Source organism: cyanobacterium endosymbiont of Rhopalodia gibberula (assembly GCF_003574135.1).
GTDB lineage: Bacteria > Cyanobacteriota > Cyanobacteriia > Cyanobacteriales > Microcystaceae > Rippkaea.
The window spans coordinates 2,777,923-2,800,851 of the sequence record NZ_AP018341.1 but is presented as its reverse complement, the minus strand read 5'-3'; the positions used below and the strand labels follow the sequence as shown (position 1 = coordinate 2,800,851).

General features: G+C 33.8%; 13 protein-coding genes and 2 pseudogenes. 7 read left to right on the top strand and 8 right to left on the bottom strand.

Annotation, left to right across the window (positions count from 1 at the left end):
• Positions 1-35 precede the first annotated feature (35 nt).
• From RGRSB_RS09100 to purD, 3 genes are all read left to right on the top strand, one after another.
• Positions 36-1,550 carry a GMC oxidoreductase gene (locus tag RGRSB_RS09100; protein WP_119260774.1) on the top strand — a complete coding sequence of 505 codons (1,515 nt, stop codon included), beginning with the start codon at positions 36-38 and terminating at the stop codon, positions 1,548-1,550.
• A 2,005-nt stretch (positions 1,551-3,555) separates the two neighbouring features.
• A complete protein-coding gene (locus tag RGRSB_RS09095) occupies positions 3,556-3,846 on the top strand; it encodes a YkvA family protein (RefSeq protein ID WP_119260773.1) in 291 nt (96 codons plus the stop codon).
• Between the two features lie 113 nt (positions 3,847-3,959).
• Positions 3,960-5,231: a phosphoribosylamine--glycine ligase gene (purD, locus tag RGRSB_RS09090; RefSeq protein ID WP_119260772.1), complete on the top strand. Its 1,272-nt coding sequence runs from the start codon at positions 3,960-3,962 to the stop codon at positions 5,229-5,231.
• A 266-nt stretch (positions 5,232-5,497) separates the two neighbouring features.
• On the opposite strand, the gene cofH is transcribed toward purD, so the two are convergent.
• Positions 5,498-6,661, bottom strand: a complete 1,164-nt coding sequence (cofH, locus tag RGRSB_RS09085; RefSeq protein WP_119260771.1) for a 7,8-didemethyl-8-hydroxy-5-deazariboflavin synthase subunit CofH — start codon at positions 6,659-6,661, stop codon at positions 5,498-5,500.
• A 675-nt stretch (positions 6,662-7,336) separates the two neighbouring features.
• Here cofH and RGRSB_RS09075 point away from each other — a divergent pair.
• The gene (locus RGRSB_RS09075; protein ID WP_119260770.1) at positions 7,337-7,678 is read left to right on the top strand and encodes a hypothetical protein; all 342 of its coding nucleotides are present in this window, start codon (positions 7,337-7,339) and stop codon (positions 7,676-7,678) included.
• Here RGRSB_RS09075 and RGRSB_RS09070 read toward each other — a convergent pair.
• The 3 genes and pseudogenes from RGRSB_RS09070 to RGRSB_RS11220 form a co-directional block, all read right to left on the bottom strand.
• Positions 7,675-8,139, bottom strand: a complete 465-nt coding sequence (locus RGRSB_RS09070; RefSeq protein WP_232014516.1) for a two pore domain potassium channel family protein — start codon at positions 8,137-8,139, stop codon at positions 7,675-7,677. The two genes, RGRSB_RS09075 and RGRSB_RS09070, sit on opposite strands and share 4 nt — an antisense overlap.
• A 689-nt stretch (positions 8,140-8,828) precedes the next feature.
• A pseudogene (lysS, locus tag RGRSB_RS09065) lies at positions 8,829-10,437 on the bottom strand (lysine--tRNA ligase); the annotation flags it as partial.
• A gap of 256 nt (positions 10,438-10,693) precedes the next feature.
• Positions 10,694-10,855: a pentapeptide repeat-containing protein gene (locus RGRSB_RS11220; RefSeq protein ID WP_172582089.1), complete on the bottom strand. Its 162-nt coding sequence runs from the start codon at positions 10,853-10,855 to the stop codon at positions 10,694-10,696.
• A gap of 40 nt (positions 10,856-10,895) precedes the next feature.
• Here RGRSB_RS11220 and RGRSB_RS10240 point away from each other — a divergent pair, with 40 nt between their 5' ends.
• Positions 10,896-11,192, top strand: coding sequence for a hypothetical protein (locus RGRSB_RS10240; protein WP_172582088.1), 297 nt, complete (start codon positions 10,896-10,898; stop codon positions 11,190-11,192).
• 257 nt (positions 11,193-11,449) lie between these two features.
• Here RGRSB_RS10240 and RGRSB_RS09055 read toward each other — a convergent pair whose 3' ends face one another.
• Complete coding sequence (locus tag RGRSB_RS09055; protein ID WP_119260767.1) at positions 11,450-11,659, bottom strand: ssl0294 family protein; 210 nt, start codon at positions 11,657-11,659, stop codon at positions 11,450-11,452.
• 676 nt (positions 11,660-12,335) lie between these two features.
• Between RGRSB_RS09055 and RGRSB_RS09050 the strand changes: the two genes are divergently transcribed.
• Entirely contained in the window at positions 12,336-13,517 is a 1,182-nt protein-coding gene (locus RGRSB_RS09050; RefSeq protein WP_420822993.1) for a class I SAM-dependent methyltransferase, read from the top strand.
• Between the two features lie 806 nt (positions 13,518-14,323).
• Here RGRSB_RS09050 and RGRSB_RS09045 read toward each other — a convergent pair.
• From RGRSB_RS09045 to fumC, 3 genes are all read right to left on the bottom strand, one after another.
• A complete protein-coding gene (locus RGRSB_RS09045) occupies positions 14,324-16,174 on the bottom strand; it encodes a BRCT domain-containing protein (RefSeq protein WP_119260765.1) in 1,851 nt (616 codons plus the stop codon).
• A gap of 290 nt (positions 16,175-16,464) precedes the next feature.
• A complete protein-coding gene (recF, locus tag RGRSB_RS09040) occupies positions 16,465-17,607 on the bottom strand; it encodes a DNA replication/repair protein RecF (RefSeq protein WP_119260764.1) in 1,143 nt (380 codons plus the stop codon).
• Positions 17,608-19,796: 2,189 nt separating this feature from the next.
• Positions 19,797-21,191 (bottom strand): class II fumarate hydratase, encoded by a 1,395-nt coding sequence (gene fumC, locus RGRSB_RS09035; protein WP_119260763.1) that lies wholly within the window; start codon positions 21,189-21,191, stop codon positions 19,797-19,799.
• 413 nt (positions 21,192-21,604) lie between these two features.
• On the opposite strand from fumC, the pseudogene gmd reads away from it, so the two are divergent.
• A pseudogene (gene gmd / locus RGRSB_RS09030) lies at positions 21,605-22,671 on the top strand (GDP-mannose 4,6-dehydratase).
• Positions 22,672-22,929: the final 258 nt, after the last annotated feature.

Genomic DNA, 22,929 nt, shown 5'->3' with positions numbered 1-22,929 from the left:
ATAGGTAATAGGTAATAAGTAGAATAGAGGCAATTATGATTATTGATGATCAACATTATGATGTGATTATTGTTGGTACGGGGGCAGGAGGAGGAACTCTAGCTAATAAACTAGCCCCTACGGGTAAGAGGATTTTAATTCTAGAAAGGGGAGACTTTATGCCCCTGGAGGAACAAAATAGAGCCAACGTTGACGTTTTTAGAAAAGAACGTTATCGTGCGCCAGAACGCTGGTATGACAAGGATGGAGGAACGTTTTCTCCTCAGACAAATTATGCTGTTGGTGGAAATACAAAAATCTACGGCGCGGCATTAGTTAGGATGCGGGAAAAAGACTTTGAAAACGTGGAACATCAAGAAGGAATTTCACCAGCTTGGGGACTAAAATATACCGACTTTGAACCCTATTATACCGAAGCGGAAAAACTTTACATGGTTCATGGGCGAACAGGGGATGATCCTACTGAACCTTTTCATAGTTCGGATTATCCTTTACCCCCGATAGAGAACGAGCCCCAAATTCAAAAGATTGTTGATGCGATAACCCAACAGGGTTTACGTCCCGCGACATTACCTCTGAGTTTAACTCGCTCAGAAGATGATCCTACAGGAGACTCGGAAGTCTTTGGTATTGTGCCGGCATTGAAACACTCCAATGTGACCCTTAAAACTTCAGCAAAGGTGGTTTGTTTGCTGACTAATTCCTCAGGAGAAGCAGTTAGAGCAGTAGAAGCAAAAATTTGCGGTCAATCTTACCTATTTTTTGGAGATATAATTGTTTTAGCGTGCGGTGCTATCAATTCATCGGCTTTACTGTTACGTTCTGCTAATCATAAACATCCTAACGGATTGGGGAATAGTTCTGATCAGGTGGGGCGTAATTTCATGAAACATCATCAAACCGCAATGGTAGAATTGAGTGCCAAGTCAAATTCGGGACAATTTCTCAGAACAGTTAGTATCAATGATTTTTACTGGGGTGACGAAAATTTCCCTTACCCAATGGGTCATATTGAGAATACGGGGGGACTGCTTCAAGATATTATTTTTGCCGAATCTCCCCCCATTTTGTCAGTTTTAGCCAAAGGTATGCCTGGTTTTGGACTTAAACAGTTAGCAAAACGATCTATCGGTTGGTGGATGTATACGGAAACCTTGCCTGATCCGAATAATCGTGTAAGAGTCAGTGGGGATAAGCTATATGTTGAATACACCCCAAATAATATTGAGGCACATGATCGCCTCATTTATCGCTGGATAGATGTGTTAAAAAAGGGAGAAAATAAGCTGGGAAATTCTGTTTTTGAGAAGCTAGCAGTTTACCCTCGTGGGGAAGTAACTATACAGGCGGTTGCTAACCAATGTGGTACTTGTCGCTTTGGGGAAGATCCAACTAATTCTGTTCTTGACTTGAATTGTCGTACTCATGATCTTGAAAATCTTTATATTGTTGATAGTAGTTTCTTTCCATCAAGTTCAGGGGTTCCTCCAGCATTAACAATTATTGCTAATGCGTTGCGGGTGGGCGATTATCTGATAGAGAGGTTTTAGCAGAAAACCGGAAGTTAAAAGTCAATTTTACCCATAAAAAGGTTTTAAAGTGGGGATGGAGATAAATACTCTTTTAATCCCCATATATAGAAGCAAAGAAAATATAACTTCAACCTTTGTTATTATTTTCATTGGACTAAATCGTTTATAAACAATATGACTAACGTAGAAGTTTTTTAGAGTTATAGAAATCTTATGGAGTAAGATTTTTATTTTTTATTTGTTATTATTTTGTAATAGCTAGTATAAAAGATCCTTAATTGTTTTAGCTATCTTAGTACATTTCAAAATACAAGCTGCTCTACTACAATATATTTATGTAGTAAATAACTATCTGCTATTAACGAGTTTTCTCTAAGTAAAAATATTTACAGGAGTAACAGGTAACTTTAATAAGTGTCAAACATTTGATTTAGGTACTTTTGAAATTACAGGTTTTGGTGACTATAATCATAGTGACTTTAAAATGGCTATTTCTTGTTATCCCAAACTGTTAATTCTAAATTAACAATTAAAATGCTAAGTCAAGAGACCTAAGAGTGTAAAATAAACGAAATTTCTAAATCTACAAGTTCTCATTTCAATCAACTTCGTTTTTCTACTAAAATATTCTACTATTCCTTAAATTTCTTATTGATAAAAATAGGTAATAATTTATCCCCAAATTATTTAAAAAACTAATTAGATTTTATTCACTTAGTTTGATTGAACTTTTGGTATTAACATGAATATTTTTTAATATAAAACATATTTGCTCTTATTTAACCAAGACATATTTTTTTAACTGATGTTTTAAAACTCTTTAGCTTCTAGTTAATTTTTTTAAACTCATTATTTGTATAAATAGATAAACAGTGGATAATAACTTATCTGTCTCTCAGATATATCGGTTTTATCAATTATTAGTCGTTTTAATTTACATTGTTTATCTGTAATTTTAACTTAAATACTTGAGTGTTACTTCTATTTATTATCCACTCAATTTATGTATTTTAGACATATCCTTTATCTTAAAATTTAAGACCTATTTAATATTTTTTATCTTCAATCTTTCAGTTAGGTTTAAAAACCTTATTTGTAAAGATATTTCCACATTAATTAGATCTCATTTAACTACGATACATCTTGAAATACAGGTATTGCTTTACCTCAAGCAAATCTCTCATAATTTTAATGAAGTTTTCCGGTGGTTGAACTCTAATGAATATAGATTGCTATAAAGTCTATTTTTTCTATAAGTTAAACTATTCCTATCTTGTATAAAATCTGATAATGATTAATGATGAATTTTTCTAAATCTAAAATCTCAAATATTAAACTTAGTTTAATATTTGAGATTTTAGATTTAAATAAAGTTAAATATTGATCGAAGCATAATTTAATTAAAGAACAAAATCTACTAGAATACTGTTTGTCTAATAAGTATAGATTTTTATGAACTTACTACTGACGAACAAGTTGTGTATTCACGTCTTTAATTTCTACATTATAGGTTTTGCAAAACTATTTAATTATTTTACTTTTTTAAATGCTGACTTATCGTAAATTTAAACAAATATATAATAAGAAAATATGGGTCGATCTTGATCTACTTTTTTAGTTCTGTACGAGCTTCTATTAAATCAGAGTTAATGATAGCAAAAGACTAAAATGATGTTTAATGTCAAATCTAAAGAGGATTATATCTTGAGGTTGATCATAATTTTACTTCAGAGCATTAAACTAGAATTCAGTCCCCTTATCTCCTCAGAAATTTAGTTATTATTGAACAATCTCGAGTTAATCCAATGTTATGGTGATCGCTTTATCCGTTCCGTATCAAATATATTTTGACTAAATTTGTCAATGTGTAACTCTTAATTACGACTTTAACCCTAATTGTTAATTGAGTATTGAATAATCAACCTTAATATTAGGTACGGAAACTTTCCCTTGATTAATCTAGCCAACTTAAGTAAAACTATGATTAAGTTAATCAGATTAAATAAATTTTAGGTCAACAACTATGAACTATATAGTTCAAGCTTTCTATGATTGGTATCGAAATGCCATGAAACGTCCTCAGTATCGCCGGCTTATTATTCTCGGAACTCTCATTTATCTATTAAGCCCTATTGACATCTCACCAGATTTAATCCCTATTCTAGGATGGGTTGACGATAGCTTACTAATATTTTTATTAGTGAGTGAACTTTCTAGCTTATTTTGTGGATACAGTAAAAAAAGTCATAATGATCAAACTGTTGATGATAATTCTTCCTACGCAACCACCATCGATGTTGAAGTGATTCAGTGAATTATCTACTTTTTTCTAAAAATAAGAAGACAACATCAATTTTTTAGCTTCTTAGTTTGATCCTTCTGTACCATTATTGATGGTATCTTAAACGTAGTTTGATAAGGAAAAAGGTGAAAGTTTTAGTTATTGGTGATGGAGGGCGCGAACACGCCTTAGTATGGAAACTGTTACAGTCTCCTCGAATTGAACAATGTTGGTGTGTGCCAGGAAATGGAGGAACTGCCTTATTAAAAAGGTGCGAAAATATCCCCTTAGCGGTAGAGGATATCGATGGTATTGCCCAAGTTGCCCTTCAAAATCACATTGATCTTGTAGTAGTTGGACCAGAAGTTCCCCTATCGTTAGGAATTAGCGACCTTCTTCTCGAAAAAGGTATCCCTGTTTTTGGTCCTACCCGACTCGGAGCAAAAATTGAGTCAAGTAAGTCCTGGGCAAAAACTCTGATGGCTGAAGCGGGAGTTCCTATCGCCCAAGGAAAAACTTTTGCTAATGCAGCTGCGGCTAAAGTTTATATCACTCAACAAGGAACCCCCATTGTTGTTAAAGCTGATGGATTGGCGGCTGGAAAAGGGGTTATCGTCGCCCAAACAGTCTCAGAAGCCTATGCTGCAGTTGATGACCTCTTTAAAGCGGGATTTTCCCTGATTGTGGTAGAGGAATACTTAATCGGGGAAGAAGTCTCTATATTAGCTCTAACTGATGGAATAACAGTTCGTTCCCTGCTACCTGCCCAGGATCACAAGCGCATTGGAGAGGGGGATACAGGACTTAACACAGGAGGAATGGGGGCCTATTGTCCAGCCCCAATCGCCACACCAGACTTATTACAACGGGTTGATAAGGAAATTTTGCAACCCACTGTAACCGCCTTACGCGACCGTGGGATAGACTATCGAGGTGTCTTGTATGCAGGGTTAATGGTATCTCTTCAAGGAGAACTCAAGGTATTAGAGTACAATTGTCGCTTTGGTGATCCGGAAACCCAGGTGGTGCTACCTTTGTTGGAAACTCCTTTAGATCAAGTAATTTTAGCTTGTGTACAACAGCGTTTAGGAGAGTTCCCTCCCCTACGTTGGCACTCAGGAACGGCGGTGTGTGTAGTGGCAGCTTCTGCGGGGTATCCTGAAAGGTATGAGAAAGAGAAACCAATTACAGGTATTCAAGAAGCGGAGGCAATGGGAGTGACGGTGTTTCAAGCAGGAACGGCATTAAAAGGAGATCGCTTAGTCACAAATGGAGGAAGAGTTTTGGGAGTAACAGCGATCAGACAAAATTTTAGTGAGGCTATTGTTGAAGTTTATCAAGGGGTTGATTGCATTGATTTTGAAGGAAAATATTATCGTCGAGATATTGGACATCGGGCACGATCTAGAAAAGGCTAAAATTGCTCCAACTTTAAAGTGGCAATTTTGTGCTATGGGGTAGATATAGAAGTACAGATTAAGAGAAGATTAGCTAAAAGTCTTATGGGTTATGGCTTAGAATTATCTAGTTACCTATAATACTAGGTGCGCCTTGCACGGTGACAGTTTCAGCAGTTTCGACTAGTGTGCACTATAAAGCTTATGCTACAGTAATGGGAAAAAGACACAACTAAACCTTAAAACCCCTATACTACATGTTTTCTGAATCTCCGCAGTCTAAACTACTATTGATTCCTATTAGGGATTGATAAAGGGTCTGAGTATATAGTATCTCTTTGTTGATAAGGACGGTGAATAGATTGGATCGCCTTCTGTAAGGTTTCTACTTTCATGCAAGTTCCCCCTTTTGCTCCTGCCATCGTAGTAATATTTTCTTCCATTAACGTTCCTCCAATGTCATTACAGCCCCATTGCAAAGCTTTTAATGCCCCATTTAGCCCCAATTTAACCCAACTGGGTTGATGGTTAGAGATCCAGTTTCCTAACATAATTCTTGCCACTGCTGTTAACAATAAATTATCTTCTAATATTGGTTGATCTCTCCCCACTCTTTTTCTTAGGGGTTGAGGGGCTTCTTTTCCAACAAATGGTAATAAAACAAACTCTGTAATTCTAGCAGGATAACTTTTTTCAATAGCTATTTTTTGAAGGTTTCTTAAATGAATTAAATGTCGTATTTGTTGTTGCGGGGTTTCAATATGACCAGATAACATGGTACTTGTAGTAGGAACTCCTAAACGATGGGCAGTGCTCACGATTTCTAACCAAGTTTGTGTATTGATCTTTTCAGGGCAAATAACACGCCTAACGTCATCATCCAAGACTTCGGCTGCAGTTCCTGGCATAGATCCTAACCCTGCATCCCGCAGGGCGATAATGACATCACTGTAACTAATATCATCTTCTCTGGCAATAAATTGGACTTCTTGGGGGGAAAAAGCGTGTAAATGAAGTTGGGGGAATTCTCGTTTTAACGTTTTTACTAAAATTAAATAATAATCAAGGGAAGTTTTATTTAACTTAGCTTGGGGATGTAACCCTCCCTGTATACAAATTTCTGTCGCTTGTTTTTGGACAGCATAGGCAGCTTTTTCAAGGATTTGATCTGTTCTTAACCAGAATGCTCCCGTTTGTTCTGCATCCCGTCGAAAGGCACAAAAATTACAATGTTGTTCACAAATATTGGTAAAATTAATATTACAATTGATCACATAAGTAACAGTATTTCCAACTTGTTTATAGCGCAGTTTATCGGCTGTTTTTCTAATAAAATCAACTGATGCTTTCTCTGTTTGAGTTAATAAAACAATCCCTTCTTCTGGTAATAAATCAATTCCTTCTGTGGCTTTATCTAAAATAATATCTATAGGTTTTATTTTATAAATCATACTTATTTAACTAATTTAATTAGTTGAAATCTAATCATAATTGAAATGCATTGTTAGATCGCCAAATATAGTCATTTTTTCATTCTCCCTGTCTTCTCTATAACTACCTATTTCTATCGAGAGTAGAAAGTATGTTGTTTTTAGCAGAAACCAATAGTAATTCTTTATTTTCCCAAACCTAAATTTGCTGTCGCTGAATACTGATTGACTAAGTAAGCCCAGTCCCATTACTAAAACAGTTTAGAATTTTGTTCTATACATTTAATGTACTTCGGTAAGGAGAGCAAATTCCAATTAGCCAGTCTGGCGGACTGTGCTGGGGATCATCTCTATCACAGAAGTGATCACTTTCAATGACAGCAATCTCAGAAATAGGAGATAATATACATCGAAGTTCTTGAATAGCTTTACATGTATTAGTTTTAAGGCTGATAGCGTCAACGAAATTGTAGCAGGATGGGGGCGGGAATGAAACAGTTTTGGTATAGGCTTTTCCTTCGCATGTCTATCGATAAATTTCTAAGCTGGAGATGCTTAAATGTTGGATTTTTGGAGAAAAGCATTTAGTATTTAAGGAGTTAGTAATGTTAGGTGATTGCATAATGAAGTTATCTACAAAAGGATATAAGAAAGCGCAGTGTATTTTGGGGATGTGGGCAACACTCTTTTGATTGTATGAACATTAAAGAAAAATTCGATCAATATCCTACTGACATGCAGCAATGGATGCTCCAACAGGAAAAAACTAAATTGACTCGTATTAAACAAGCTTTAGAGAAAGGTAAAACAGTTTACACTCAATTAAAACAAGAAAATCAAGGAAAATGGTTAGGAGAAACTGTACAATTATTAGGACAGTACCTAAGTCTTCTCCCTCCAAGAGACTATCTTTTCGAGGAAGTTTCCGATAACTATATCTTACAAGTGTGGGAGAGGCTAGAAAATGACTCCAGTTTACGCGAATTAATTTCTCAAGTAGAAACACGATATGAAGAATTACTAAAAATAAAACTCTAATCAGGTTTATTTAAACGCAATTGTTTAAGTAAACTGTACACAAGAGGAGAGAGAACAACCCCCATCGCTAAAACAAAAATCAATCCGCTAAACAATGCATAAAGTGAGGCAAAAAACTTGGCACTATTAGTTGATAGTGGACTAACAGGACCCATTCCACTGAGAATCATAGACGCTTCCACCATAGCATCTATCCAACTTAAATGGGCAGTCCAATGATAACCAATAATACCGACTAAAAGTCCGAGTAAGATAAAAAGAGTAGACAAACTCAGATAACTCACAAAATCACGAATAAACGTGTTGTCTGTGCGAGTTCTTTTGTCCAAGAGTGATTCTACTTGTTTCCAGTCTTCCATGGATTTTGATGGGGGCTTTTGTTTAGAAAATAGATGGACATTAGCCGAGTTTCTTGTCAGTTGTGGTTTGGTTACTGTTATACTCTTGAGTGGTTGTCTCATCTTTACCCTTAATAGTAAACATTCAATCCTAATAATAAACCCCCAAATCGGATTAGCCTAGTGGGGGGATAGAGAAATGTTACAGATTAGGAACATAAACTTTTTTGTAAAAGAAAATACAGTTATTTAATGTTTTTGTAAAAATTAATACAGCTATTTAACCGAAAAGTTGTTTTTCAAGTAAAAGCGAGCATGAATATTTAATGAATTTTAAAGATATGGCAACTTAAAAACTAGGTGTTTAGAAATTTAGGTAATCTTATTTGGGAACAAACTTTTTTTGAAATGTCTGTACAAGATGATTGACATTTTTACCTGCATCGCACTCCTCGAAAAAGATGGATGGATAATCACATAAGATTGTCTGAGCTTAAACCATAGAACAAAAGTTCTTTAAAAAGATTTATGCTAGAGAAGTTAATTCTCTCAAACTTACTTAAGAATACAGAATTAACTAATGAAATGTAAAGTTAAAAAACTTCAGATTAATGTTAGTATCTCCTACTATATCGTCAGTTTTTCTTTAATTAATGCTTAAGTTCCACTAATAATCAACTTAGACCAATCTGAGCTTAGAATTTTTGACCTCTCTATTAGCTCCGAATTGAGCAATGATTTTGATCATCAAAAGATTATCTTCTTAAGGTTTTCTCTGATTTTTAGTAAAGAGATTTGTGGACAAATTGCTATTGATAGATACCTCCATTAGCAAATTTAACTATCAACTTTTTTTTCAGCATTATATTCACAAGATTTAACCACAACACTCTGACTTTTTAAAAGAGGAAAAGCAATTACATCCCGAATACTGACTGAATCAGTTAATAGCATTACTAAGCGATCTATCCCAATTCCTAATCCACCTGTGGGGGGCATTCCGTATTCCAAGGCGGTTAAGAAATCTTCATCAACTCCTTGTGCTTCTAAGTCTCCTTTTTTCTTTTGGACAGCTTGTTCTTCTAATCTTTGTCTTTGATCGATGGGATCAGTTAGTTCAGAAAAACTATTAGCTAATTCTCGTCCCACAATATATAGTTCAAACCGTTCTACTAACCCTTTTTGGGAGCGATGAGGCTTAGCTAAAGGAGAAATTTCTACTGGAAAATCAAGAACAAAAGTGGGTTGAATCAGGGTTTCTTCAACGGTTTGCTCAAAGGCTTTATTGAGTAATTTACCTAGAGAAAGACAATCATCAGGAACTTCAATTCCAGCTTTTTTAACAGCTTTTTTTGCTTCTTCAAAAGTTTTAAATTTATTAAAATCTAGACCGCTTTTTTCCTTGACAATTTCATGCATTGTTACTCTTCTCCATGGAGTAGATAAGTCAATTTCTTCCCCTTGGTAGATAATTTTTAAAGTTCCTAAAGCAGCTTTTGCCGCGGTTGTAATAATATTTACAGTTAATTCCATCATATCGAAGTAGTCAGCATAAGCTTGATATACTTCAATGGAAGTAAATTCAGGATTATGTTTGGTTGAAACCCCTTCATTACGGAAAATTCGTCCTAATTCAAAAACCTTTTCAAACCCTCCTACAATTAACCTTTTTAAGTGTAATTCAGTAGCAATTCTCAGGTATAAATCCATCTCCAAAGTATTATGATAAGTGACAAAAGGACGAGCTTCCGCCCCCCCTGCTTCTCCCTGTAACACAGGAGTTTCTATTTCAATAAATCCTTGTTCATCTAAATAGCGACGAATTGAAGCGGTAATTTGGGCACGACGACGGAAAGTCTGTCTTACCTGGGGATTAATAATCAAATCAACATAGCGTTGACGATAGCGTTTTTCCGTATCTGTTAATCCATGCCATTTATCGGGTAAAGGTAACAGGGACTTGGTCAAAATAGTATAAGTATTAACATTAATAGATAGTTCTCCCTTTTCAGTTCTTTTTAAGTTTCCTGTTACCCCTAAAATATCACCAATATCTGTTAATTTTTTGAGATTATCAAACGCATTAGGAAAATCCTCCATAGAGGATTGAATCTGTTTTTTATCTAAGTATAATTGAATGGTTCCTGTTTCATCTTGCAGGTTGAAAAAAGCTAGTTTTCCAAACACTCGACGGGCAATAATCCTCCCCGCGATCGCCACTTTTAAGTCAATTTCTTCCCCATCTTTAAGATCAATATATTTATCCTGTAAATCAGCCGCAGTATTAGTAGATTTCCACCTATAAGCGTAGGGAACTAAATTCAATCGTTTTAACTGCTCAACTTTCTCAAGACGTGTTGTGCGAATTTCTTCTAAAGGAGAGGCGGACTTTGATTCTTTTGGTGGCTGATTGGAAGACATTGTAATTGATAATTAAGATAGTATAAAACTCCGTTTAGGTTCCTGTTTGGAGGTGGTCCCAAACAGGAACCTAAACGGAGTCTCATTATAGCTTGTTACTCTTAAATATCTCCCAATTTAACCAAAATATTATGCTTAAAAAATTAAGTAATGGAGTATAACTTTAACTTACTGTAGTTACAGTAGTTATTAAATGTTTAATATGAAGTTTTCTACGATAATAGACTCTGGTCTTTACTAAAATCCACGTCTACCATTAGACATCACAGTTTGTCAGTGAGTTTTTAGTAGTTTCGAGTCTAGCCTGAGTAATTTGAGCAAATGTAAGATCGGTACTGCATACATTAGTCTCTGCGAGGTTAGTAAATCTAAAACTAGTGTCATAGAGATTTGCTCTACGTATCCAAAATCTGTACAAGACAATTCTGCTTCTTCATTAGTGGAGTTAATTCCTGTTGATGTTTCTAAACCATAGTCAAGATTTTAATGCTTTGACGTTCTTTGGGTTACTTCATAAAACTTTGTACAAAACTAGCTGCGTTTATCTGTCCGTTGATGTACGTCCACTTGACTTAATGTTTGGCTTTTATGTTTGGGCTTTGCGCTCAAATAATTGCTTAGCTATTTCGAAAACGGTGGAATTGTCTCTAGCAGGATGCAATTGCTTGACTACACAAATAGGAGTTCTTGAAACAAATAAATCGATAGACCTAAAGATTACCCCAAAAATTCTTTTGTCTCAAACAAATTCCTAGAGGTTAACACTGGTTTTTTAATTGAAGTGGAGTCCTATTGACGAATTTTAGTATAGTAGTTCATGAAGCCTCACCGGCGTCATATTTTTTGGCTTTGATTAATCGGATTCAAATAAGGGTCAATACCAATCAATTAGAGTAGTCTAATTGATTGGTATTCTCTGAGGAACATAATCAGAATTGTCTAAGTTGACTATTTTTTCTTTAGATAAAGTATCAGCAAGTCTCTCAATGTAGCCTTGCTGATTCTATAGAAGTTAATCGATGGAAATTGATTGAGGACCACTTCCGTTATTAGAAGTGCTATCTGTATAGGTAAAATTGGTAAATCCTTGTCTTTCTAACCAATTTTTTAAGGGATCTTCGGATAATTTTAGTTTTAGACTTCCAGATACAAAACCCCCAGTAAATACTAATGGATGTTGTAAAAATTCTTGAAAAATAGGCTTTAATTCGTCGATAAACATCATAAATCTCCTTTTGTTTGATGAAATTAATAACTAGGGTTTTTGAAAAACTATTTAACTTTAATTGTCCCCTTGTTAAATGTTAAGTTAATCCAAGTAAATTAGGACAAACTTATGGGAGAATTTGGTTATGTCTACAATGGCTAAATTGTCAAGAAGGATAAATCCAGATCTACTGATGATTGTTGTTCTGTTAGGATCTTGTTCGTTTGGATCACTGTTTGAGTAGTTGCCTCTGATACTGCAACTATTTTAAGGTAACACAACCTAAGAATTTGGGTGCAAGGGAGCAAAGACTGACGGCTTATCCAAGTAGTCCCAACTGTATCAGTTCTTAAAGTTCTGACTCCGAACATTATATTGATTCCATCACGTGTAAGTGTAGGATATCGTGGGCAATCGCTACTTTTAACGAGATCATTGAAAATCAATATCGCACTCAAATTATCAAAGAAGCTAATAGTTATCTCTATGCTTAATTCACTAATCATTAGATAGGATTTATTGATGGTATATAATTTTTTATTAATAAAGTTAAAGAGGTGTTACAGGAGTGATTGATCTGCGATTAGCTTCTCGTTTAGGAGAACTTATTTAGGAGTTGATCGTCAGCGTATTAAGTGAATTTAACAGGCATTTAATAGTTAGTATTTTAAGCGTGTTAGAGTAGCCTAGTATGCTTAAATCCCCTAACGATCTTAGTATATTTTTTCTGGAGATTATGCAATTTATTATTGAAGCCATTAAACAATCCCCACAGCAAAAAATCACTTTTGCTGACTATATGAATCTAGTCCTTTATCACCCCCAAGAAGGATATTATTCTTCCGGACGAGCAAAAATTGGAACTCAGGGAGATTTTTTTACAGCTTCTTCTTTAGGATCATATTTTGGAGAATTACTAGCTGAGCAGTTTTTAGAAATGTGGAAATTATTAGGCTCTCCCAAAGCTTTTAATTTAGTGGAAGTAGGTGCGGGAAGTGGTTGGTGTGCTGCTGATATTTTAAAATATTTACATAATAATTATCCAGATTTCTATGAAGCAACCAACTATATTATTGTTGAAGAAGCACAAAGATTAATTGAAAAACAAGAAAATATTCTTAGTATGACTGGTAAGGAGAATAAAGTTATTTGGAAATCATGGGATGAAATTGAAGACTTGTCTATAATTGGTTGTATTTTTAGCAATGAATTAATAGATGCTTTCCCAGTTCATATGATAACTATTAAGAATAAAAAAATGACAGAAATATATATAACGCAGTCAGAAGGAAAAATAAAAGAAGTTATTTCAGAATTGTCAACTGCAAAAATTATAGATTATTTTAAATTAATTGATATTAATTTAAATACTAATAAATATCCTGAAAACTATCGAACAGAAGTTAATTTGAAGGCTTTAGATTGGTTAAAAAAAATATGTAGTAAATTAAAACGTGGTTATCTACTAACAATAGATTATGGACATATAGCTAGTAAATATTATCACCCTCAACGTCATAAAGGAACGTTAAAATGTTACTATAAACACCGTCATCATGATAATCCTTATGTTAATATTGGGCGGCAGGATATAACATCTCATGTTAACTTTACTGCTCTGGAAAAACAAGGAAATTTATTAAATTTAGAAACTATAAAATTTACTCAACAAGGATTATTTTTAATGGGATTAGGATTGGGCAGTCGCCTGTTGGAATTGTCTACAGGCAAGTATGGTTTTCTTGAGGTGATTAAACGTCGGGATACCCTTCACCAATTAATCGATCCTATGGGGTTAGGAGGATTTGGAGTATTATTACAAAGTAAAGGACTGACAAAAGAAGAAAAAAGGCGACAGCTTAAAGGTTTTTAATTAAAAATTAACCATGGATGTTAAGCATTTTAAATACCGATAATTACAACATCATCTATTAATCTATAAACACTGATTTACTTGCAAACTTTGTATTAAAATTAACACCATATAAATGGTTAAATTGATTGGAATCAATCCAACTCCAAAAGTTTACTTTTTCTTGGTTATCAACTTTTTTTATAACTAAGCTGTTGTTTCTACTGTGAAAATAAAAAAGTCTAGGATAGCAATAACTAAATGTCAGCTGGACTAAAAGTTTAGCTAGTAGAATTAGAAAAGAAAAATCGTTAAAGTTAACTAGTAACCCAGAAATTATCTCCAGAATGAGAGCAAAAGTCTTGTCTTTATAAGAGTAAAGAAAGTTAAAAAAATTGCAGATAAAGTTAGATTATATACTGTAAAGATAAGGGAATAGATATGGTAATTGTTTTTGAGAATTATTTACTACATATGAGTAGTTTAGTTAAGATTAAACTAAAAAAATGATAATAAAAGGGAGATAGCATTAAATAAAAGCCCATGAGATTGCCGAAAGAAAGCGATTCAACAAAGTCTTTATTAAAGAAGTTACTATAAAAAATGTCGATTAAAACAATATAAATTTAACTCTAATTGCTTAAATATTAAAGATACAAGATAATTTGCTTACTTTTTCCATTAATAGTTGTGTCATTCTCATTAAAAATTACCCATCGGCGATCACACCGTGAAAGCACTACTTGCGAAAATTACTGCTTGAGATGCGGACATTTTATCTAGGGATTTAATTAAGATAGACAATAACTTCATTTAGATAACCTTAACTATTTAGAGTTGACATCAACATAAACTCCAGCCGATTCAAGTAGTTCGATAAATTCAGTTTCTGAGAGTTGACAAATACCAAACTTTTGAGCTTTTCTTAGTTTCTCACCAGGAGTTTTTCCCACAACAACGTAGTGAGTTTTGAAACTAGGGGAGCTGCTTAAAGTTCCTCCTGCTTTTTGAATATACGACTTAGCTTCATCTCGATTCATTTGGGATAAATTCCCTAATACAACTACTTTTTTACCCTCAAATAAACCCTCTTGTTTTAAACTTTCTTTGTGTTCTTTGTTTTCTCGTGTATTTCCTCTAGTTGATTTTCTCCTAACTTTTTGAGTCTCTTCTAATATCGATTGTGATTGAGATAGAATATCATAAGGTTTAGCAACACTATCTTCAATACTTATATCTTTAATATTCGATTGTTGCGTTTCTAACCCTTTGATTTTTTCTTCTAAATTCGACGCCTGTTCACGTTCTTTAATTATAGTTTCTTCAAGATTTTTTTTTTCTTGAGTTAAACTATCTACTTTTTGTTGTAGGGTAGCTTCTAAAGCTTCTTTTTCTTTAGCTTGCTTTTGCAAAGTAGCTAGTTGTTCGCGTTCTTTAATTATAGTTTCTTCAAAAGTTTTTTTTTCTTGAGTTAAACTATCTACTTTTTGTTGTAGAGTAGCTTCTAAAGCTTCTTTTTCTTTAGCTTGCTTTTGCAAAGTAGCTAGTTGTTCACGTTCTTTAATTATAGTTTCTTCAAAAGTTTTTTTCTCTTGAGTTAAACTATCTACTTTTTGTTGTAGAGTAGCTTCTAAAGCTTCTTTTTCTTTAGCTTGCTTTTGCAAAGTAGCTAGTTGTTCGCGTTCTTTAATTATAGTTTCTTCAAAAGTTTTTTTTTCTTGAGTTAAACTATCTACTTTTTGTTGTAGAGTAGCTTCTAAAGCTTCTTTTTCTTTAGCTTGCTTTTGCAAAGTAGCTAGTTGTTCACGTTCTTTAATTATAGTTTCTTCAAAAGTTTTTTTCTCTTGAGTTAAACTATCTACTTTTTGTTGTAGAGTAGCTTCTAAAGCTTCTTTTTCTTTAGCTTGCTTTTGCAAAGTAGCTAGTTGTTCACGTTCTTTAATTATAGTTTCTTCAAAAGTTTTTTTCTCTTGAGTTAAACTATCTACTTTTTGTTGTAGAGTAGCTTCTAAAGCTTCTTTTTCTCCGGCTAACCCCTGAAGTTCCATTTCTAAAGACACTATTCGCTGATTTCTTTTATCGAGAATCTCTTCAAGTTTTTTCTTTTCTTGAGTCAAACTATCTACTTGTTGTTGTAAAGTAGTAATCTTCTCTAATTTTTTTTGTAATGTATTGACTGTGTAGTCCTTTTCTCGACATAAACTGTCAAGTTGCTGTTGGAGGGAAGAAACTTCCTCTTGTTGCTTAATTTGTAATTTATATCTTAATCTTTCTGATTCTTTAAGCTCCTTTTCCAAGGATATAAATTTTTCTTTGTTTTTATCTAAATTTTTGATTAAAATAGTAACTTCTTGCTGCTTTTTCTCTAAATTTTTAGCTAAATTATTCTTATCAAATTCTATTTGATTGATAGTCTCTCTTAGATGAGTAAGTTGACAAGAGACTTCATCAAGTTGATGTTGGATTTGCTCTTGATCATGAGTTAACGTTTCATTGGACATAACAGCACGAGTTAGCTGCTCATGTAGAGTTTCCTTCTCTTGGTTAATTTGTTTTTGTTTGTCAACTAGTTCTAATTCCCGTTTCGTGCTACTACGACGAAGTTGCCAATAGTTAACCCAAGAAGCTCCTAAAACAAGCATCAATGCGGCAATTTCGTAAACTATTTGATTCGTCATATTACTTCTCCTAAATAAAAGCAGCCGCAGGCTAATCGTTGATGTAGAGCGTATTCTTTCAGTCAAGCTGATGTGACCTATCTATATCCTTACTATATATATCAGGCTGTCATACTGGAAACGGGGTAAACAGATTAAATCTTACAAATCTTAATAGAAGAAGAGGGCAGAGAAGTCGGGGAGTGTGAAAACTGGAAGATAGGCGAGAGCGTTATTTTCAACATAATTTGATAAATTTGAGAGCATCTATTAATAATTTAATCTTCTTAAAAGAATTACTGAATTAGCCTTTAACAAAGATAAATTTTGCCAGCTTTTACCTTAAGAATTTGGGAAGATTGTAACCACTGAGCATTAAAAGAATGTAGATAAGTAGTCGTAATTACTGTTTGAAATCGCCCTTGAATTGCTTCTAATAGTTGATTTTGTCGATTCGGATCAAGTTCAGCTAATACATCATCGAGTAATAATAATGGCGGTTCTCCTATCACCTCTTCAATTAATTGAAGCTCGGACAATTTCAAAGACAATACAAGAGTTCTCTGTTGTCCTTGGGAACCAGAAGATTTAGCAGGAGTTTGGTTAATTGTAAATTTGACATCATCTCGATGAGGTCCTACTAAGCTTGTCCCTAATTGTTGTTCTGCAATGCGACGCTGTTCCAGCCTATCAAGAAATGCTTCCTTCACTTGGGTTGGATCATCTGAATCACAGAAAATATTAGGTAGATAGGTTATTTCTAAGATTTCTTGTCCTCCACTGATATTTTTATGCCAGATTTGAGCTAAAGAGGTTAATCTTTCTATTACTCTAGCCCTTCGTCTTGTTACGCGTGAACCAGTTTCTACTAACTGCCGATCCCAAAGGTGCAATTGAGATATCTGGAACTCTAAATCAGCAGATGTTTCCTGTTCGGCGACTGTTCTTCGTAATTTTTTTAGTAGGGCATTACGTTGACGTAAAACTTGATAGTATTCGTGTAATATATGGGTATAAACCGGTTCTAGTTGAACTAATAGAGTGTCTAGCCAACTTCGACGAGTATCAGGTGAACCCCTAACTAAGTCTAAGTCTAAGGACGAAAACCCTACCGCATTAAGACTTCCCAAAAATTCCAGATGGCGGCGTAGATTTTCCTGGTTCAGAGTTAAGGTTCGTCTTCCTGGGGAACGCAGGATAATACTAAGGTCCGATTTACCGTGGGTTCGTTCAACATTTCCCAAAATTTGCCCCATCTTCTTTCCTTCAAAAATTAAATCGCGATCACAGTTTGTTCGATGACTTTTGAGAGTGGCTAATAATTCGACTGCTTCAAGGATATTAGACTTTCCTTGGGCATTATTTCCTAACAAAATAGTTTTTTGCTGATCAAATTTAACTGATTGCTCAAAATAATTCCGAAAATTATGTAAATGCAGGGTTTTGAGATACATTTTCTAAGCAGATGGAAAAGAAGGGGATAGATAGTAGAGGATAAGTAGAATGTATTGTAACCCTCCTCTTCTGCTTCCAACGTAATACCCAATTATAAAGAAAATACAAGGACAAATACTTGTGAAATTATTAATGTTACTGAGAATGGCTAGACATCAATTAAAGTCTTACTAATTCTGCCGTCAAGAAATAAGGGAAAGTTACTGATTTAATCGAACTACCATCCGAGGCACTATTCAATAGTAAGACTTTTGAGTCTCTTTTGTTGGGATTTACGTGAGTTAACAGTCTTACCTTACTCTTAGATCAGCCCGTCCCACGACTCTTCCGAGAGGAAATTATAAACTTACTTGACAAATTGCCTACAAATTTCTGATTACTTCTTAGTTTTTGGATGAGTTGCTTTTTCTGAAGCAGCAAACTGTGCAGTTTTAACCGTCTTCTAAATAAGATCGTTATTATTAGTCAACTCTTGAATTTTAAATGAAATTAAAAATACTTCAATAGATTGAATTGAAATATTAGCTTGGGTGAAAATATGTCATCTTCCCTTAACAATTTAATATTCCACCAATATAGCCAAATTTTCCATAGACATAATAAGGGGTTTTTTCTCTTGAATTAATTTAATTTTTCCAAGAACAATATCGTATATGATGAACTGATGTATTTAAAGTCGGGGTAGGAGAAAATTTTATTTGAGTAAAATAGGTGAACTTAAATAAATCCTAAAATGAAAAAGTAATTTTAAAAAACGATTACTAGATCTCAGCCTGCCTAAAGATTTAGCTAATAGAATCAGAAGAATAAAAAATATTAAAGTTGACTTGCAATCCGAAAATTATCTTAAAAATAAGAACAATGGCAGAAATATTATGTTTAAAGCTAAGAGGATTGCAAGTTGAAAAAATTGCAGGCTAAGTTTAATTATTAAAAAGTACAATTTCTGGATGAATCAGTCTAGGAAGAAAATAATTTTAAGAAATTATGATAAGTGGAAAACAAAGAACTTAGAAACAAGAAGATACGAAGTTTTTCAGAAAGAGATCCAACAAAAGTACAAAACTGCTTATTTTAACAAATAATTATCTAAATTTTAATAAAAAAATATTGTATATATTGTTTATGCTAATGTATAGTACATAGCTAAATATAACAAAAGAGAAATTACATGAAATAAAATTTTATAAAATTGCTAGAAATATATTTAAAGATAAAAATAATTTTAATTAAGTAATTAAACAAAGTATTTATTACAAATAGTTATTTCTGATATAGATAAACTAAAGGAATATAAAATTAACTCTAATCAAATAGATGTAGAGCACAGAAAATTTATCTTTTACGTTTATTTAGAGTCACTTTCTTAGTGCGATTATGCTATCATTAATGGGGTTAAAAGTATAGAAAAAATTGCCATTTATTTAAAATAGATTTCTGACAGTTTGTACAACATCTGAGCGATCAAATAAACTTGGATTAATGGAATTATGGAAAACTCTGCAAAACTTTGAGAAAAATATGTTTAAATTATTTAAATAAATCAAACTTTAATCTCCTGTAATTTATTATCTACTTGATTCAAAAAAGGAGCAAGAAAAATTGAACATACCGACAAAAAAAAGTAAAGGTGAAATACACATTACTTCTTCTAAATAAGAAAAGTGTTTTTATATGGACTAGTATTAAAGACTTTTAAAAACAAACAAATGGCAATAAATAAAATAGAATAAATGAGCTGGGAGAGTGTTTGAAAATGAATATAAATTGGACTCGAAAAACCATAGTCTAAACCCTATTCAACAGTTTAAAATTAATGTCAAATTTACGCCAATCAATAAAGATATTAATTTTAAGCTTGGTTTGAGATTTTGATACTAGGAAATTCTCCAGTTCTATTAGTACGAGTTGACAGTCCACCTAATTGCCTAATAGGTCTTAATATAGAAGAAACGGTTCTATGTCCTACTACTTTGTTGCAGCTTACATAGCTTAATTTAAATAAGTTTTATTGAACCCCTATATTAATTTTTTAAAAAATACCATTACTTAGTATAGAGATTAGTTTGATTTAATTTGTTTAAAACAAGTAATAATTTTTACCTGATTTTACAATTTTTTTGCAGGTATTAGCAATCATTTTTTGGACTTTATTGAAACTTTTAGATTTAGACATGAACATAATAGTTTATGGTTTATCCTGTAAAGGATAAGCCATGTCTTCAGGACTAACTAAAAGATCAAATTCTTCAGCAGACAGAAACCCTAAACTAACACAGGCTTCCTTTAAAGTCATCTGTTCAACATAAGCTTTCTTTGCGACTTTTGCTGCATTATCATAGCCAATATGAGGATTTAGCGAAGTTACTAACATTAGAGAATTGTTTAAATAATCCTCAATTTGCTCCCTGTTAGGTTCAATACCCAAAACTAAATGGTCTGTAAAAGAAGAGCAAACATCAGCTAATAATCGAATAGAATTTAGAAGATTAAAAATTAATATAGGTTTAAAAACATTGAGTTCAAAATTTCCCTGACTCCCTGCTATGCCTATAGCTGAATCATTACCTATTACTTGTACACAAACCATGGTCATTGCTTCACATTGCGTGGGGTTAACTTTCCCTGGCATAATTGAAGACCCCGGTTCATTCGCCGGTAATATTAATTCTCCTAAACCACAACGAGGACCCGATGCTAACCAGCGAATATCATTGGCAATTTTCATTAAAGAACCTGCTAAGGTTTTAATGGTTCCACTGGTCATCACAATAGCATCATGGGCTGCTAAAGCGGCAAATTTATTGGGAGAAGAAACAAAAGGTAAATTGGTTAATTGAGCGATTTCATCCGCAACCCGTTGGGCAAAATCTGGGTGAGTATTTAACCCAGTACCAACTGCCGTTCCCCCGATGGCTAATTCATAGAGGTCAGGTAAAATTCGTTGAACTCGATCAATATTTTTATCAAGTTGGGAAATATAGCCTGAAAATTCCTGTCCCAAACTTAAAGGAACCGCATCCATAAGATGAGTTCTACCAATTTTTATAATGTCGTCAAACTCATTTTTTTTTGTTGCTAAAGCATCTCGCAATTTAACCACCATTGGTAACAGATTGTACTTGATTTTCTCCACCGTAGCAATGTGCATCGCTGTAGGAAAAGTATCATTAGAAGACTGAGACATATTAACATGATCATTGGGATGAATAGGGTCTTTACTCCCTAAAATACCTCCCGCTAATTCAATACCTCGGTTTGCGATAACTTCATTTGCATTCATGTTGGTTTGGGTGCCACTCCCTGTTTGCCAAATACTCAAAGGAAAGTGAGAATAAAGGTCTCCCGCAATGACTTCATCTGCAGCTTGTGTAATTAATACAACTTTATCAGAGGGCAATTTTCCTAAATCACAATTAACTTTAGCTGCCGCCTTTTTCAAAATACCAAAAGCCCTAATCATTTCTGGAGGCATGATATCATTTCCAATAGCAAAATAATGGAGTGAGCGCTGAGTTTGCGCTCCCCAGTAACAATCATCTGGGACATCAATAGCTCCTAGACTGTCGGTTTCAGTTCGCATGCAATCTCTTTATAAGGTACTATGACTATAGATTGTATTATACTCTAGAATTTCCCGTACTTATTGTTGTAAAATCCAAACTAATTCCTTGTAATGGACTTTTTGAAAAAATTTACTTAATCTAATTTTTTATTTAAAAACTACAAAATTGAAGACTATTTATGAGTCAAAGCAAGTAGGTATATTTTAGTCTCTTTTTGAGAAGATTTACTAGCTTTTATTTCATAATAACTTTAGAGCTTAAAAAGCTAAGGAGTCTATGGTTTGTAATTTTTTATTATGCCAAACAACTTTAAAATAAAAAAGACAAAAATTAAAGCGATGCGTATAACTGACAGTGACTTAGATCTTGAATACTTTTAACTTAAAAAGTATACAACTATCCATCTACGAATCAACCTAAACGTGCCTTAATTACAGGCATTACTGGCCAAGATGGTTCTTATCTAAGTGAGTTTTTATTAGAACAGGGATACGAAGTTCACGGGATTATTCGACGAACTTTAACTTTTAATACTAATCACATAGATCATATGTACATTGATCTTCATAATTCTCGGGTGAGATTATTCCTTTATTATGGAGATTTAACTGATGGTACCATCCTGCGTCGAATTTTAGAAGAAGTCAAACCTATTGGTATCTATAATTTAGGAGCACAATCTCACGTTCGGGTCAGTTTTGATTTTCCAGAATATACTGTAGACTCAGTGGAAATTGGGACTTTGCAACTTCTGGAAGCTATTCGAGACTACCAACACCGTACAGGAATTGAAGTACGTTTTTACCAAGTAAGATCATAAGAAAAGTTTGGGAAGGTTCAAGAGATTCCTCAAAAATCAACTACCCCATTTTATCCTTGTAGTTCCTACGCATGTGCCAAAGTTTACGCTCATTGGCAAACGGTAAATTATCGAGAATCTTATATCTATTTGCCTGTAATGGGATTGTATTCAACCATGAATCCCCCCGTCGCGGAGAAACCTTCTTTACCAGAAAGATTACCAGAACAATTGCCCGTATTATCGCCGGAACTCAGAAAGAACTCTTTTTGGGAAATCTCTACTCTAGGCGGGATTGGGGACACGCCAAAGATTATGTCAAAGCCATATGGTTAATGCTCCAACAAGAACAACCAGGTGATTATGTCATGGCTACAGGAAAAACTCATCCTATCCGAGAATTACTAAATTTTTCCTTTAGTTACGTTCACCTTAACTGGGAAGATTACGTTGCTTTCGACAAACACTATCTTCGCCCGACTGAAATCGATATACTACTAGGCGATCCAACTAAAGCTAAAATAAAACTGGAGTGGAAGCTTTATGTCACCTCCGAAAAATTAGTCCATTTGATGGTAGTAGAAGCAGACTTAGCAGTCTTGGGAATTCGTCGCCCCAATGGAAACGTAGAAAACCGAACACTACTAGTTAAAGATAATGTTTATATTCGTCGATCCACAGGCTTAACCGTGAACTAACGATGATATCTATAAGGGTATTGATAGAATTACTAAATTTTGTATGCTCATGCACTATTCATTTCACAGTAACATCATAATCTACGCTTTGTACTGCTACTCATAGTAAACCTTTTAGAGCTTTTATGATAAGTCTTGAGCCTTCATTATTAACCCTGAATAAAAAAATAAAATGTTGGCTATGCTATTTATATATAATCCCTATTTTTAGATAACAACCAATATTTCCCTACCCTCAACCCTAGCCCTCAAATTGTT

What these genes read in the sequence shown, in the direction of transcription:
- RGRSB_RS09100 (WP_119260774.1), top strand. Translation starts at nt 36, where the DNA reads ATGATTATTGATGATCAACATTATGATGTGATTATTGTTGGTACGGGG.
- RGRSB_RS09095 (WP_119260773.1), top strand. Translation starts at nt 3,556, where the DNA reads ATGAACTATATAGTTCAAGCTTTCTATGATTGGTATCGAAATGCCATG.
- cofH (WP_119260771.1), bottom strand. Translation starts at nt 6,661, where the DNA reads ATGATTTATAAAATAAAACCTATAGATATTATTTTAGATAAAGCCACA.
- RGRSB_RS09075 (WP_119260770.1), top strand. Translation starts at nt 7,337, where the DNA reads ATGAACATTAAAGAAAAATTCGATCAATATCCTACTGACATGCAGCAA.
- RGRSB_RS09070 (WP_232014516.1), bottom strand. Translation starts at nt 8,139, where the DNA reads ATGAGACAACCACTCAAGAGTATAACAGTAACCAAACCACAACTGACA.
- RGRSB_RS10240 (WP_172582088.1), top strand. Translation starts at nt 10,896, where the DNA reads ATGTTTCTAAACCATAGTCAAGATTTTAATGCTTTGACGTTCTTTGGG.
- RGRSB_RS09055 (WP_119260767.1), bottom strand. Translation starts at nt 11,659, where the DNA reads ATGTTTATCGACGAATTAAAGCCTATTTTTCAAGAATTTTTACAACAT.
- RGRSB_RS09050 (WP_420822993.1), top strand. Translation starts at nt 12,336, where the DNA reads ATGCTTAAATCCCCTAACGATCTTAGTATATTTTTTCTGGAGATTATG.
- RGRSB_RS09045 (WP_119260765.1), bottom strand. Translation starts at nt 16,174, where the DNA reads ATGACGAATCAAATAGTTTACGAAATTGCCGCATTGATGCTTGTTTTA.
- recF (WP_119260764.1), bottom strand. Translation starts at nt 17,607, where the DNA reads ATGTATCTCAAAACCCTGCATTTACATAATTTTCGGAATTATTTTGAG.
- fumC (WP_119260763.1), bottom strand. Translation starts at nt 21,191, where the DNA reads ATGCGAACTGAAACCGACAGTCTAGGAGCTATTGATGTCCCAGATGAT.